Raw genomic sequence first — 14686 nt, forward strand, 5'->3', positions numbered from 1 at the left:
CGAGAAACGTGCGGCGTCTGCCCTCCTCGGCGCCACGCATCGACCGCACTCGACGTCCGCGTCGGGGGAAGAACAACACGAGCAACACGGATCGGCCATCACGACCGAGGACCACGTCCTGCGGGGCTCGGGGCACTATCCGAACAACGATGGGATGTGATTGTGCGTTTCACTGACGCGCGCACGGGGTCGACGACCCGCCGCCTGATCTGCGCAGCCGCACTGACGGTGCTGGCCATGACCGGCGCGCCGACCGTGGCCCACGCGGCTCCGGCACCGGCGCCGCCCGCAGTCCCCAAGGTCGACCTCACGACGGTCAACTCCGTCGGGTCGCTGGTGCCGGCCCTGCTGGGGTCGCTGGCCACCAAGGGTCCCGACGGCAAGGTCAACACCGACCTGATCAGGGAAGCCACCGCGATGTCGACTGCCCCCGGCATGCCGCCGCAACTGGGCGCAGTGTGGACGCAGATTGCCCGCTTCCTCGAGGGAACCGCCACCCCCACGCAGGTCGCCAAGGTCGCCGACACCAACAACAAGAGCGCCGACCCGACCATCCCGACCGGTCCCAACGCTCCCAAGATCCAGCAGTTCCTCTACCCGACCATCGGACTGGGCTGCATCCCCGGCGGCGGCTCGGTGGGCAAAGCCCTGGTCACCGCAGGTCCGCAAGAGGCGCCCGCGCCAGGACCGAAGCGCGGCCAGGCCGGCTTCGTCTACACCTCGCTCGGTACCGGCCCGGCGGTGAACAACCTACGTGCACCGCTGACCGCGATCTGGATCAACATCGACACCGGGCGCTCGGGACAGCTCTCCCTCAAGCGCAACGAGCGGATCAATGCGACCAACGGACCGGGCACCTTCACCGGCATCGCCACCACCGGCCGGGGCCGCGTCCTCGCCGCGATCTACGGCACCGTCACCACCACCATCAAGAAGGCGCCGGTCGCCTGCACCATCTTCCCCACGGTGGGCCTGGCGTTCATCTGATCGACCCGCACTCCCACGAACAGCCGTCCCGACCGGGGCGGCTGTTCGTAGTTTTCCGGGCAAACCCACTGTGCCCCTTGATGATCGACACCGTCACCGACGAACGCCCGAATCATCCACCCCGGTGACGTCTCAGTTCGGTCACACGACTTGTTCCTGCGCATCAGGTCATGCAACTCTCACATGAGTCACATGCGTCTCATCTGTCACAGCAGGTGGCGCCACCCGAGGAGAACCCATGTCCAGGACCGTCCACCCGACACCGGCCCACCATCGCGTGCGCGCATCGGTCACCGTCGCCGCCGTCTGCGCCGCGCTCGCACTCGGGATCGCCACCCCGGCCACCGCCGCGCCCACCACCACCCAACCCTCGCCGCCGGCGTCCGCCGCACAGTCGGCGCTGAGCCTGGCGACACCGTCGGCCGCATCGGGCCCCGATGTCTTCGCCCTGATCAGCCAGGCCAACGCGGCCCTGCGGGCCTTGGGCATCCAGTCCTTCCTCAACCCATCGGTGTCGTTCAACTGCGTCACCCCTACCGCAAGCAACCCGCTGGGACTCGCCGGTGCGGTAGGCGGAGCCGTCGCCGGACCGTGGTCGGCTCCCGGCCTGGCCCTGCCCACCATCCCGCTGCTCAACATCGACCCCAACGTGGTCAAGGACGGGCAGACTCTCTACGGGTTCGTGCCGGCCGGGATCACCCCGACCGGCGGTGCCACCACAGGGATGCAGGTCGCGTGGTTCAACATCTCCACCGGCAAGGGTGGGTTCGCGGCGATGAGATCGGCGGGCGCCACACTCGTCGACACCTGGCTGGCGGCCGTCCCGGCCGGTCCCCTGAAGGATCTCGCCGCCACCGCCCTGGGCAACCTCGTCACCACCCTGATCCCGCCGGGCACCCGCCTGGCCCCGGTGGACACCGGCAAGGGCACCGTTCTGTCTGCGGTGTTCGGCACCGTGGCCAATGGGTCCCGAAGCTGCTTCTTCCTCCCGATGGTCGGCATCACCAGCGTCTGACTCGATCTCCCGGCGGCGCAGGCCTGAACAGTAGAATCGGGACCATGGTCACGCTCCAGATCGCCCAGGACCCCGCCGCAGACGCTCTGCTGTCGCGCGATTCGTTTGCCCTGTTGGCCGGCATGTTGCTGGATCAGCGGTGTAGTTAGCCGTGAGAGCAACCGTAGGAGCACGAGTATCTGTCCTGACCGGACGCCAGAAGGTCTCACACCAGGCACCGGCAGGAGTGCCGAACGTGGGCTGAGAGCCACGGACACGACGTAGTAGGCGCCTTCGAGGACCCGGGTGTGTGTCAGCGACTGTAGGGCCCGCTAAGTGGCCGTCTCTGGGCCGGTGGCTCACCTAAGCATCAGGCTGTCACTGTCTCGTACGATTAATGATCGGTGGATGCACAGCCACCTGTTCTCATCCAATACTTGGATTAACATCGACGGGATCGACACGGCAGAATCTACAGCAAACAAACCAAACCTCCTGAGGGATATTTCCAGGCTCAACCGGAGGGAACCGCCATATCATGCGGCCAGCCTCGGTCAAGTTGGTGTACTCGTTGACTCGGATAAGCAGATCGGCGTCCGATTCGACCCGCGGCCGATAGGCCCATCCACCGTGCTTGCCGAAGCCTTTAGCGGGCGGGATGTTCGGGTCGAACTCGATCACCAGGTGCTTATCGCGAAGCATCTGGTAGAACGAACGCAAGCGAGAGAGTTTGTTCTCGCTCATACCTATTCCATCGGTAGCGACGTACTCCCCATGGTCGCGTAGCCGTTTGAACTGCGTGCATTGGCCCTGCTCGGTCGAGACGACGAACGGAAAGTGCTGGTTCACCATCTCTCGCGGGCTCAACTTCCCCCCGTAGTGGCGCTTGATCCACGAGATGTACTGCCGCGTCACGCCGTAATGCCTAGCGATGTCGGACTGAGACCAGCCTTGTTCTTTCAACGACTCGACATCTGACAAAGACATGATCGGTTTGGCAGGCAATGCAACTCCTTCGTTGTTAGTTGGCGTGGTGAATCAATCCCTACACTAGACACGTCTCGAACGTCAACCCTTGTATAGCAAGTAGTCGTTAGACAACACCATACAAATGGCCAGAGCGAACACAAAATATGGTGCATCGTCGACAAACCCTAGGGTGTTTGAACCACACCCATCGCTAACTTAGCGAAACCTTCTTCCTGTGCATCTCAAGAATTTGTTGCCCGAGCTGGCAATAGCGGGTAAGTCGCGTATTTTAAACCGGCCGAACCTGCTTGCGGTGCAGTGTCAAACGACACTAATCCTGCTTGGTTAGTCATGCCATGTCAAGCCTCCTTTACACTTTACCGATCAGTCCCACAACTCGCCGTTAAGCCAAAGCTGGGGGAAGTCTCCGATGAGTCGCCCTCGTCTCGCTCCAGCACAACTCGGCCTGAGTCAATACCCACAAATACGGTAATGAATGTCTTGCGGGCGCGGACCACGTCGGGGTGTGAGCGGACCTGCCAGAACGCCCACACCCCAGGTCCGTGATTAGACGAACAAGTCCTGGTTGATCCACTGGAACCGGCCACGGCCCGGGATCTCCAAGAACGTCGTCTTGATTGGTATGCAGGCGTTGGCCTCGGTGATCGTCGAGAAGTACGACGGCGAGACCGCCCGGATCTGGACCGAGGCGACCACCGGTGCCGACCTGGTGGCGCGACTGCAGGAGCTACCCGGCTTCGGTGCACAAAAGGCCAAGATCTTCACCGCCCTGCTGGCCAAGCAACTCGGCGTGACACCACGCGGCTGGACCACTGCGGTCGGCGACTACGGCAAGAAGGGCTATCGATCGGTAGCCGATGTCGTCGACGCCGATTCGCTGGTCAAGGTTCGGGCCTTCAAGAAGGAGCAGAAAGCGAAAGCCGCAGCCGGATAACCGGTTCACGCGAGGTGCTCGGCCAGACACGGTTTGCGCCACCGATGCGGCTTGGGTCACACCGCGATGACATACGCTGTCACCCATGGATGTAAAGCTCGCCTATGAGGTGCCCTTCAAGGTCGGCTTCGCCGTCACCGGGGTGGCGCTCGCAGCCGTCGAATCCAGCGTGACCATCGCCCGCCTCACCTTCGAGAACGTCGCACACGAGGTGAATGCGCTGATCGGCGTCGAAGACGACAACTTCTCGGCCCGCACCCCGCTGCAACTGATCGGTCAGATCGCCGAGCTGCTGGGTCCCGATCGCCCCATCGGCCGCATCCTCGCCGCCGGCGGGCCACTGGATCGACTGTTGCAGCCAGGCGGTGTGGTGGACCGGCTCACCGAGAAAGACGGTTCGCTGGAGAAGCTCACCCAGCGGGGTGGGCTGCTGGATCAGATGGCCGATGACCACGGCATCCTGCAACGGCTGGTGGCCAAGGACGGCCCGCTGGATCGGTTGAGCCGCGAGGGCGGGGTGATCGATCAATTCACCGAGAACGAAGGCATCCTGGAACGGCTGACCAGCAAGGGCGGCATCGTCGACAAGCTGACCGCCGAAGAGGGTCTCCTGAAGAAGATGACCGATCAGGGTGGCATCATCGACCGACTGGTCGACGACGGCGGGCTACTCGACCAGCTCGTGGGCGAGAACGGCGCGGTGGAACGGGCGATCGCGCACGGCGGTCCGATCGACCGGATCACCGAGCTGACCGAGGTGATCACCATGCTGGCGCCCAGCATCATCGCCATCCAGGAAACGGTTCACGAGCTGCGCGACGCGGTCGACATCCTCAACAATGCCGTGACACCGCTGAGCGATCTGGCCGGCCGGCTGCCCAAACGCCTCAGCCGGGGCCGTCCGTCCACTCCCGAGCTCAACGGCTTAGCCCAACACTGAGCTCACCGCGCCGCGCGTGGCGGCCGTCGGCCGTCCGGCTCAGGTGTCGTTGGAGGTGCAGCTGCAGGTGGGGCCGCAGTTGCAATCAGTACAGGTGCAGTTCGGGTTTGCGCAGGCCGTAGCCGATTCATTGTCACTCATGCATACAAGTGTGCCAGATGGCCCCAGCGCTCGACCATGGTCCGACAGTGCCCCCGGTGCGTTGCTGTCATCGGCGTTCGGCGGCTGCGGCGAGCAGAGCTCGATAATGTGCGACGTCGACGACATCGGGGCTGGCACACACCGACAACGCGACCGTGTTGCCGATCCCATGCACCCCGTGGGTCAGCGACTGCATGGGTGACAGGGCGGGGAATCCGGCCGTGAGCTGCACCCGGCCCTCGCCCAGTCGCAGATCGGCCGCGCCCCGATCGACGCTGGAGACCACGGTGTTGCCGGTGACGGTCTCGGGTCGCACCGAAGCGTCGAAACTTCGCACTCCGTGGCGGACCAGCACGGCCGGTAGCGCCCGCAGCACCGCCGCCTCGGCCACCACCGCAGGGTGTGTCCCGCGCCGGCGTGCCGCGTCGAGATCGGCGCGGATCCGGGCGGCTCGACGATCACGGTCTGGTTCGTCGACCGCCAGATCCACCCCGACCATTCGAAAACTGTTGCCCACGTTGCCCTGAGAGCGCGGCGGCAGCGCCATCGCCACCTCGGCCCGCAGGCCCGAGTCCACCTCGAGGTAGCTCGACAGGGCCTCCCCCACGATGACCAGGGCGCCCACGGTGACCGACCCACCGATTCGCCGCAGCCGTGCCGCGGCCACCGGCACCACCGCCAGTCGGCGACGGTCACCAGGGTGCACGTTCACCACACAGGGCGTGGCGCCGCTGTCGGCGGCCGACATCCGCCCGGCGGCGATGTCGGCCTCGCGCCTGCGGTGGGCACGATGGGCGCGTGGCGCACGCGCCAGCACCGATCCCAGCGCCACCGGCGTCCGGAGCACACCCGTCAGCGCCGCAACCACAGCCAGGCCTGGGAGTCGTTCGAGGACAGGCGTGGACACCGAGCGCCCGGTCCCCAAACCTGTTGTGCCCGAACCTGCTGTGCCCGATGCTGTTGTGCCCGAACATGTTGTGGTGGAGAACAGCTCCCGCGCAATCGCAGACGCGCCGGTTCCGTCGGCCAGCGCATGGGCCATCTGCACGACCACCACCGTCGACTGCTGACCGCGCGATCCGGGCACATCACCCACCGGGGTGAACACGTGCAGTCGCCACACCTGGCGACGGGTGTCGAGCTGATCGCCCATGGCCTGTGCGAGCAGACTCAGGCAGTGCGACCAATCATCGGCCGTGTGCACTCGAACCTGCTCGGCCTCCGGCTGTGCCCGAACCCAGTACGGATAGTCCAACGATCCGGGCACCTCGAGAACCCGCAGCCGCAGTTCGGCGAGCCCGGCCGCACGCTGGGCCAGGGTTGATGCCACCTCTGCCGGCGAGAGGTCAACGCCGACAAAGGAGTACAGCAGGAATTGGTCATTGGGGATGACCGCCGACATCCAGTGGGTGGTGACGTCGGTCGACGACATTCGCTGCACGTCGACCGACGCTAACAGGTGCGAGGAACCTCTCGACGGGTCAGGCCGACGGGCGCGCTCCCGCGCTCCACGCGTAGGGCAGGTCCTCGCCGTTGAGCACGTGTGCACCCACCGACTGCAGCTTGTAGATCAGCGGGTTGTGCACCGAGATCGTGCGAGCGTTGCGCCAGTGGCGATCCAGGCGCAGGCGCTCGGAGACGATGGAAGCCCCACCCACCTCGAACAGGTGGCTGGTGGCCGCCACCACCTGATCGATGACGGTTGCCTGGGCACGCGCGGCCGCCAACTCGGCGGTGTCGAGCAGGGCGTCGTCGAAGGAACCACGCGCCTGCGCGTCATCGAGCGCAGCATCCAGGGTGTCGGCGACGGCCAGCACGGTGGCCCGTGCGGTGAACGCCACGCTGGACAGTCGCCCGATCACCTGTTGTACCAACGGATCGTGGCGCGGCAGGTCAGCAACGGCATGGGTATAGCTGCGTGTGCGGTCACGGACCCAGGCTGCGGTGTCATCGGTGGCGCGCTGGGCGATCCCGGCCAGCACGGCGAGTTGTACCAGCTGCAGATAGGACGTCCCGTAGGTGCGGCCGGGCGCACCGTATCCCGGCCCGAGTACCCGATCGGCGGGCACCGCCACATCGCTGAACTCGGTGGTGCCCGAGGCGGTGAGTCGTTGACCGAAGCCGTCCCAGTCATCATGCTGGGTCACCCCGGGCGCATCGCCGTCGACCAGGACACCCACCCGTTCGCCGTCCCGATCAGCGGCGACCAGGATGTGGTCGGCATACAGGCTGCCGGTGCTGTAGTACTTGGTTCCGTTGAGCCGCAACGCATCGTCGGTTCCGGTCAACGTCGTGCGGTAGCGATCCACCGCACCCACGCCGGGTTCGGTGATCGCGTTGCCGACCAGCCGACCCTCGGCGACCGCACGCAACCACTGCTCGCGCGATCGCGAGTCGGTGCTCAGCCGCTGATCCTCGACGAACGACCAGTGCACTCGAAGTGCCTGCGGCAGATTCGATTCCGCCGCCGCCAGATCGATCAGCAGCGAGAACAACTGACGCACCGACGCGCCATACCCACCGAACTCCACCGGCACCCGCAGGGCACCGAACTTGGCTTCGCGGAGAAGCGCCACCTCGTCGAAGGCGAGGCGACGATCGATCTCGCGGTCTACGGCGCCCTGGGCGATCTGCGCGAACACGGGCGCGAAGACCGCGGTGAGATCGGCGTCGGAGTAGGTCTGAGCGGCAGAAGAAGTAGTCACCGCGTCAGTCTGTGCTCGCGACCCGAGACCGACGAGGGTTGCGATCAAGGCAGGTCCAAATGGTCCGAGCACGACACCCGGCCGGACTTCGGCGCACCCCGGCGCCGGGGCGATAGCGTTGCCTCATGCGCTACGGCATCTGCATCCTGCCTGAACACCGCTGGTCGACGGCGCGGCCGAACTGGCAGCGGGCCGAGCAGCTCGGCTTCCACCACGCCTGGACATACGACCATGTCGTGTGGGGCGGTCTGCCCGAGTCGCGCTGGTACGCCGCCACTCCCACGCTGACCGCCGCCGCCTTGGCCACCTCCACGATCAAGCTCGGAATGTTCGTCGCCTCACCCAACTTTCGCCACCCGACGCCGTTCGCGCGTGAATTACAAACCCTCGCCGACGTCTCCGGCGACCGCTTGCTGATCGGGCTCGGCGCCGGCGGCGATCCCGACGCGGCCATCCTCGGCGAGCCCGGTCTGCCTCCCGGTCGCCGGGTGGATCGATTGCAGGAGTTCACCGAGTTGCTCGACCGGGTGTTGCGCGAGGATCACGTCACCGTGGCCGGTGACTACTTCGCCACCACCGACATGCGACTGAATTCTGAGCCCATTCGTCCACAGAACCCGTTTCTACTCGCCGGTAATGGACCACGCTCCGTCCGATTCGCCGCACGCCACGGCGACGGCTGGATCACCACCGGGCCTCGATCGGACACCGCGAGCGAATGGTTCGCGGCGGTGACCGCAGCGAGCACAATCCTCGACGAGGAGCTGGCCGCGGCCCAACGTTCCCGAGCCGACTTCCCCACCTAAGTCAGCCTCGACTCCGGGCCCGCGAATTCCCTTGCCGGCAAACAACAATTCATCGACATGACCGGCCGCGCCGAAGAGCTCGGCTTCAGTGATGTGATCTGCCACTGGCCCCGCGACACCGAGCCGTATCGCGCCAGGCTCGACGTCCTCGACGAGGTGGCCGCTGAGGTCCTCGGGAGCTGAGATCGATCGGGTTGCACCGCAACCCATACTGGAATTCACCCGTGAGCGGGTTGACACGGATCACCGCGACCTGTTGACTGTTCCTCGGTACAAGTTTTTGTGTTCGATTGTCGCTCGCAAGAATTTACACGCGAGCGCGTCGGGACCATTCCAGGATCTCCTTCGCACCCGTTGTGGACGCACCCGAGAAGTCGCACACGGTGACCTCTCGACCATCACGTAACAAAAGGAAATCTCCCATGACTCAGGGAACTGTCAAGTGGTTCAACGCTGACAAGGGCTTCGGCTTCATCACCCCCGACGACGGCGGCAAGGATGTCTTCGTCCACTACAGCGAGATCCAGGGCGGCGGATTCCGCAGCCTCAACGAGAACGATCGCGTGAGCTTCGAGACCGAGCAGGGTGCCAAGGGCCCGCAGGCCGTCGGCGTCAACGCCATCTGAGCCTCGTCTCACCCGTAGCAACCCCGCAGCAGCCGGTGACGGCAGCTGCGGGGTTGTTCGTTTTCATTCGAATGCTGCCGCCGACAAAGGTTTTCGGTCTGCTTGTACGCGACCGGTCGGATCAGGGTCGATGCCGACCATCCCCAGATCCCCGGTGTGCACAGTGACTCGATCACTCGCGTGGACTCCGCTGACATGCGCGGTACGGTCGTGGTGATGAGCAGCCCAGCACCGCAGCCCGCCGCCGACACCGGCGGCGAACCCACCACAGTCACCCCCACCCCCGTCGCGGCCCCCTGCGCCGATGGGGCCGGGCTGCCGGCGTCGTGGACATCGCAGCGAGCGCGGACCGCCGATGCGGTGATCGTCGCGCTGGCCGGTCGCGACGCCGGCCTGCGGGCCGACCAACGGGTCGCCGTGGCGGCGCTCAGCGACCCTGGTGCGCGGGTCCTCGTCGTGCAGGCGACCGGATGGGGCAAGTCTGCGGTCTACTGGGCGGCCACCGCGATCCGGCGGTCCGAGGGGGCCGGGCCCACCCTGATCGTGTCTCCGCTGCTGTCGTTGATGCGCGATCAGGTGGCCGCAGCGCAGCGCGCCGGGCTGCGTGCGGCCACCGTGAACTCGTCGAACATCGATGACTGGTCGGCGATCGAAGCCGATCTACGATCCGGTGACCTCGATGTGCTGCTGGTGTCTCCCGAGCGACTGGCCAACCCTGGTTTCGGACGGCGAGTCCTCGACTCGTTGCGAGACCGGTTGGGCCTGTTGGTGATCGATGAGGCACACGCCATCTCCGACTGGGGCCACGACTTCCGCCCCGACTACCGTCGAGTGGCCGACGTCCTGGCCGGGGTCGACACCTCGCTGTCGGTCCTGGCCACCACCGCGACCGCCAACGCGCGTGTCAGCGCCGATGTGGCCGCGCAACTCGGCTCGGCCACCCTGGTGTTGCGCGGGCCGCTGGCGCGGCGATCGTTGCAGCTCAACGTGATCGAGGCGATGAGCCCCATCCAACGCTACGGCTGGGTGATCGACCATCTGCCGACGCTGCCGGGATCGGGGATCGTCTACGTGCTGACCGTCGCCGATGCGGGACGGCTCGTGGACGCCATCACAGCGGTACACGGCGACCAGGTCTCGGTGGCCGCCTACACCGGCCAGCTCGACGCACAGGTACGCCACGAGCTCGAAGACCGATTGCGCGACAACGACATCAAGGCGTTGGTCGCCACCTCGGCCCTGGGGATGGGCTACGACAAACCTGACCTCGGATTCGTGGTGCACGTCGGTTCGCCCCCCTCGCCGGTGTCCTACTACCAGCAAGTCGGACGTGCCGGACGGGCGATCGACCACGCGGTCGTGGCCTTGCTCCCCTCTCCCGCCGACGCGGGGATCTGGGACCATTTCGCCACCGCAACCATCCCCGATCCCGATCAGATGGCCCGAGTACTAGACCACATCACCGCCGCCGACGAACCGTCGTCGGCGATCGCGATCGAGGCGGCCACCGGCATCCGGCGCACCCGCGTGGAGTTGATGCTCAAACAGTTGGCGGTCGACGGCGCCCTCGATCGGGTCGAGGGCGGCTGGACGTCGACCGGGGTTCCCTGGCATCACGACGCCGAGCACTACGCGGGCATCATCGCCACCCGCAAGCGTGAGGCCGACATCATGCGCGCATACACCCGTGGCGAGCGCTGCCTGATGGCACTGTTGGTCGAATCGCTCGACGACCCCGACGCAGCGCCATGCGGCCGCTGCTCGGTCTGCCGGGGCACGTTGTCCGACGGTATGACCCAACGCCCCCGGGACGACACGGTGCGCACCGCAGCGGCCGCCCTCCGCAGCGGCGCCGTGGTGCTCGAACCGCGAAAGATGTGGCCTGGAGGCACATTCGGGACCAGGGGTCGCATCCCGCCCGATCAGGCCGCCGACCCTGGACGCGTACTCATCCACGCCGACGCCCCCGAATGGATCGACACGCTGACCGCGGCCCGCTCCGGCGACTCCGCCGCGGTCGACGAGATCGCCCGCGCAGCGGTGTCGGTCCTCAGTCAGTGGCGGGCGACCTGGAGCACCCGGCCCGATATCGTGGTCTCACTGACACTCACGCCGAGTCCGCTGGGTCCGGCGGTGGCCGAGCATCTGGCCACGGTCGGCAAACTCGCACGCGCCACCCTCGAAGTGAACACCGAGGGTTCACCAGGACGACAGTCCTCGGGCGCCGACGAAGCCACGTTCTGGCGATCGGCACTGCACGCTTCGCCGGATGTCGCGGGCAGTTGTGTTCTGCTGGTTGTGGATTCGACCTCCACCGGCTGGCCCACCACAATCGCCGCCGCCCTGTTGCGATCGGCAGGTGCACACGCGGTGCTCCCTCTGGTTATCCACCGCCCTGCCTGAGCAAGCTATCGACGCCACGCGCCTCGGCGGTACTGCGGACGGTAGGGCGCATCGTCGGGGTGCAGACCCAGTGTGTGCGCGGCCCGCAGCGGCCAGCCGGGTTCGCGCAGGGCTGCACGTGCGAGCAGCACCGCGTCGGCCAGTCCGGTGGACACGATGGTCTCGGCCTGTGCCGGTTCAGTGATGAGTCCGACTGCCGCCGTGGCGATCTTGGCGTCGCGCCGAATGGTCTCGGCCGCCGCCACCTGATAGCCGGGGCCGATCGGGATGTCAGCCAACACGTTTCCGCCACTGGAGACGTCGACCAGATCCACGCCGTGCTCGCCCAGCACGGTTGCGAGTTCGACACTGTCGGCGACCGTCCACCCGCCATCGGTCCAGTCGGTGGCCGAGATCCGGACGAACAGTGGTTTCTCATCCGGCCACACATCGCGAACCGCATCGACGGTTTCTATGAGTAGTCGGGTACGGCCGGCGAAATCGCCTCCGTAGCCGTCGGTTCGCACGTTCGACAGCGGAGAGTAGAACTGGTGGAACAGATAGCCGTGCGCGGCGTGGATCTCCACCACGTCGAACCCAGCGGAATCGGCACGTCGAGCGGCCTCGGCGAATTCTCCTACCAGCTCGGCGATCTCGGGTTCGGTGAGCTCACGCGGCGGGTCGAAGCCCTCGAAGGCGATGGCTGAGGGTGCCACCGTCGACCAGCCACCTTCGGCCACCGACACAGTTCCGGTTCGCGGGTCGAACGGAGAGTGGTTGGAGGCCTTGCGTCCGGCGTGGGCGAGCTGAATCCCGATGGCCGAGTCCTGGGCGTGGACGAAATCGGTGATCCGCCGCCAGGCCGCGACCTGCTCGTCGTTCCAGATTCCGGTGTCATGCGGGGTGATCCGACCATCGGGGCGTACTGCGGAGGCCTCGGCGATCAGCAGCCCGAACCCGCCGATCGCAAACGAGCCCAGATGAGCCAGATGCCAATCGGTGGCAACGCCGTCGCCGTCGAAGCAGCTGTACTGACACATCGGCGACAGCCAGATGCGGTTGTCGATGGTGAGATCGCGAATCGTGATGGGCTCGAACAGATGTGGTTTGGTCACGCCTATGGGCAACTCGTTACGACGGCACCGCATTCCCGCGTCGGCTGCGCGAGCCGTCGGCGACGGAATCGACATCGCGCGGTGCGGCGATACGCTGAGCCTCGTGCCGACTCCGGATTTCATCCTCGAACTGCGTGCCACCATCGGTCACGCCCCGTTGTGGCTGTCGGGAGTGACCGCAGTGGTCGAGCACGACAATCGGGTACTGCTGGTCCGGCGGGCCGACAACGGCGAATGGACACCGGTCACCGGGATCATCGATCCCGGCGAGCAGCCCGCAGACGCGGCCGTACGCGAGACCGCCGAGGAGACCGGGGTGCGCGCCGTCCCCGTCCGCCTGGCCGGAGTCGGGGTGACCCCGGTGGTCACCTACGACAACGGCGACGTGACCCAATATCTGGATCTCACCTTCCGAATGCGTTGGCTGGCAGGTGATCCCGTCGTCGGCGATGACGAGAACACCGAATGCCGATGGTTCCCAATCGAGACGTTGCCGCCGATGTCTGCCCACATGCGCGACCGGATCGACACCGCGTTGAGTGACGATCCAGCCGCGCACTTCACTGTCACCCGACGGTGACGGTTCAGCAGGTCGGCGCCCCCGAGCTGGGGATGGTGGTGACAGGGACGGTGGTCGGGGGCGTGGTGGCGCACGTCGATGCGCCGACAGAACTTGGCACCACAGTGGCCGACTGACCGGTGGCCGACTGATCGACGCCGGTAGTGGTGGTCGGCACCACGCTGCTGGGTACCGAGCCACTCGGGCTGCCCGGTGACGACGGGGTCGCCCCGGCCGGCGTCGACGCCGGCGAGCCCGAGGACGACGGCAAGCCCGAAGACGACGGCGCGGGCGCACTCGAGGACGCCGACCCGGGCTGACTCGACTGGGCCGAACTCGACGGGCTGGTGCTCGACTGGGCCGACTGGGCCGCGCCGGCGGCAGCGATCTGCTGCGCGGTCAGGACCGTGGTCTTCTGGGTGACCGGCGGAGCCGCTTTCATCGCATCAAGGACCTTGTCACGACCAGCCTGCAGGCCCCGGTTCCAGTTGGCCCAGTTGTGGCCGCCGAAATTGGGCAGCGAGATGGTCGAAACCCCCGCCTGCGCGCTCTGCAGCTGGAACAACACCGTCGACACCGCCGACAACACCTCCAGCAGCACTGCACTGATCCGGTCCTGGGGTGACAGCCGCGCCATGTCCTGCGGGGTGAGAAAGCCGTTGCCCGACGAGACGATGAGCACCTGGCCGTTCTGCTTGAGCTTGTCGAGATTCTGCGACGGGTCGTTCTGCTGCCACTGGGCGCTACCGGGCGTCCCCCACATGTTGGTGATGCCGTTGGTGTAGTTCGACACCAGGCTCTGGGTGGCGAAGACACCGAGCGCCCCGAGGGGGTTGTTGATCTGGTAATACCCCGACATCGCCTGCACCACCTTGAACTGCTCAGGATGCTTCTGCGCCAACGTCACCGCCGGTCCCGCCGACATCGAGATCCCCACGATCGCGTTGCCCGACCTTGCCACCCCGAAATTGCGCTCGAGGTAGTCAGGCAGTTCCGCGGTCAAGAAGGTCTCCTGCTTGATGGTGGTGTTGGCCGCACCCGCCCCGGCGTTCCAGTCGGTGTAGAACGAGGATGCCCCACCGACCGGCATCACCAGGGTGACGTTGGACTTGCCGTCATAGACGCGGCTGGCCTGCACATCTGTCGTCCAGGCGGAACGATCCTCACGAGCCCGCATCCCGTCCAACATGTAGACCCCGCGGGTGCTGTCGTTGGATGCGCGGATCTGCACGATCACGGTCTTGCGCTGCGACGGTGAGTACACCTTGCAGTTCTGTACAAAGTTCCCCGACGAATCCCAGGTGCACCCCGGACGCAGGACCTCGGCATGACCGACGAGGGCGGACGCGCGGTTGCTCGTGGAGAACAACGTGGTCGCGGCGAACAACAGCACACTCAGCGACACCACGATGACCGCTGGACGCAGCACCCGAGGGTTGGACCGGAACAATCGGAACGCTGCAGTACCGCTCGGTTGCGTGTGAATGGTCCAGCTCATGGCGGTGCC

13 protein-coding genes and 2 pseudogenes are annotated in these 14686 nt (G+C 66.2%); 10 read left to right on the top strand and 5 right to left on the bottom strand.

Annotated features, from left to right (window positions below; translation table 11 throughout):
- Positions 1–162 precede the first annotated feature (162 nt).
- From KIK15_RS01990 to KIK15_RS02000, 3 genes and pseudogenes are all read left to right on the top strand, one after another.
- A complete protein-coding gene (locus KIK15_RS01990) occupies positions 163–987 on the top strand; it encodes a hypothetical protein (protein ID WP_374222800.1) in 825 nt (274 codons plus the stop codon).
- 238 nt (positions 988–1225) lie between these two features.
- On the top strand, positions 1226–2002 hold the full coding sequence (locus KIK15_RS01995; RefSeq protein WP_214242474.1) for a hypothetical protein: 777 nt from the start codon (positions 1226–1228) through the stop codon (positions 2000–2002).
- Positions 2003–2046: 44 nt separating this feature from the next.
- Positions 2047–2142, top strand: a pseudogene (locus tag KIK15_RS02000) (Fe-S cluster assembly protein HesB); the annotation flags it as partial.
- 265 nt (positions 2143–2407) lie between these two features.
- Here KIK15_RS02000 and KIK15_RS02005 read toward each other — a convergent pair.
- A complete protein-coding gene (locus KIK15_RS02005; protein WP_214242475.1) occupies positions 2408–2986 on the bottom strand; it encodes an XRE family transcriptional regulator in 579 nt (192 codons plus the stop codon).
- Positions 2987–3593: 607 nt separating this feature from the next.
- Here KIK15_RS02005 and KIK15_RS02010 point away from each other — a divergent pair.
- Positions 3594–3905 (top strand): annotated as a pseudogene (locus KIK15_RS02010) (HhH-GPD-type base excision DNA repair protein); the annotation flags it as partial.
- Between the two features lie 85 nt (positions 3906–3990).
- Complete coding sequence (locus KIK15_RS02015) at positions 3991–4845, top strand: hypothetical protein (protein WP_214242476.1); 855 nt, start codon at positions 3991–3993, stop codon at positions 4843–4845.
- Positions 4846–5053: 208 nt separating this feature from the next.
- On the opposite strand, the gene KIK15_RS02020 is transcribed toward KIK15_RS02015, so the two are convergent.
- Positions 5054–6418: a wax ester/triacylglycerol synthase domain-containing protein gene (locus KIK15_RS02020; protein ID WP_214242477.1), complete on the bottom strand. Its 1365-nt coding sequence runs from the start codon at positions 6416–6418 to the stop codon at positions 5054–5056.
- Positions 6419–6467: 49 nt separating this feature from the next.
- Positions 6468–7691 carry an acyl-CoA dehydrogenase family protein gene (locus KIK15_RS02025; protein ID WP_214242478.1) on the bottom strand — a complete coding sequence of 408 codons (1224 nt, stop codon included), beginning with the start codon at positions 7689–7691 and terminating at the stop codon, positions 6468–6470.
- Positions 7692–7816: 125 nt separating this feature from the next.
- Here KIK15_RS02025 and KIK15_RS02030 point away from each other — a divergent pair, with 125 nt between their 5' ends.
- From KIK15_RS02030 to KIK15_RS02040, 4 genes are all read left to right on the top strand, one after another.
- Positions 7817–8497: an LLM class flavin-dependent oxidoreductase gene (locus KIK15_RS02030; protein WP_307851694.1), complete on the top strand. Its 681-nt coding sequence runs from the start codon at positions 7817–7819 to the stop codon at positions 8495–8497.
- 57 nt (positions 8498–8554) lie between these two features.
- Positions 8555–8680: a hypothetical protein gene (locus tag KIK15_RS18680; RefSeq protein WP_307851695.1), complete on the top strand. Its 126-nt coding sequence runs from the start codon at positions 8555–8557 to the stop codon at positions 8678–8680.
- Positions 8681–8919: 239 nt separating this feature from the next.
- Entirely contained in the window at positions 8920–9123 is a 204-nt protein-coding gene (locus tag KIK15_RS02035) for a cold-shock protein (protein WP_214242479.1), read from the top strand.
- Between the two features lie 216 nt (positions 9124–9339).
- Complete coding sequence (locus KIK15_RS02040) at positions 9340–11526, top strand: ATP-dependent DNA helicase RecQ (protein ID WP_214242480.1); 2187 nt, start codon at positions 9340–9342, stop codon at positions 11524–11526.
- Positions 11527–11531: 5 nt separating this feature from the next.
- Here KIK15_RS02040 and KIK15_RS02045 read toward each other — a convergent pair whose 3' ends face one another.
- On the bottom strand, positions 11532–12620 hold the full coding sequence (locus tag KIK15_RS02045; protein ID WP_214242481.1) for an NADH:flavin oxidoreductase/NADH oxidase: 1089 nt from the start codon (positions 12618–12620) through the stop codon (positions 11532–11534).
- Between the two features lie 103 nt (positions 12621–12723).
- Between KIK15_RS02045 and KIK15_RS02050 the strand changes: the two genes are divergently transcribed.
- Complete coding sequence (locus KIK15_RS02050; protein WP_214242482.1) at positions 12724–13200, top strand: NUDIX domain-containing protein; 477 nt, start codon at positions 12724–12726, stop codon at positions 13198–13200.
- A gap of 4 nt (positions 13201–13204) precedes the next feature.
- On the opposite strand, the gene KIK15_RS02055 is transcribed toward KIK15_RS02050, so the two are convergent.
- A complete protein-coding gene (locus KIK15_RS02055; protein ID WP_214242483.1) occupies positions 13205–14677 on the bottom strand; it encodes an alpha/beta hydrolase family protein in 1473 nt (490 codons plus the stop codon).
- Positions 14678–14686: the final 9 nt, after the last annotated feature.

The sequence above is a fragment of the Williamsia sp. CHRR-6 genome, assembly GCF_018474015.1.
In the GTDB taxonomy this organism is placed as follows: Bacteria; Actinomycetota; Actinomycetes; order Mycobacteriales; family Mycobacteriaceae; genus Williamsia_A.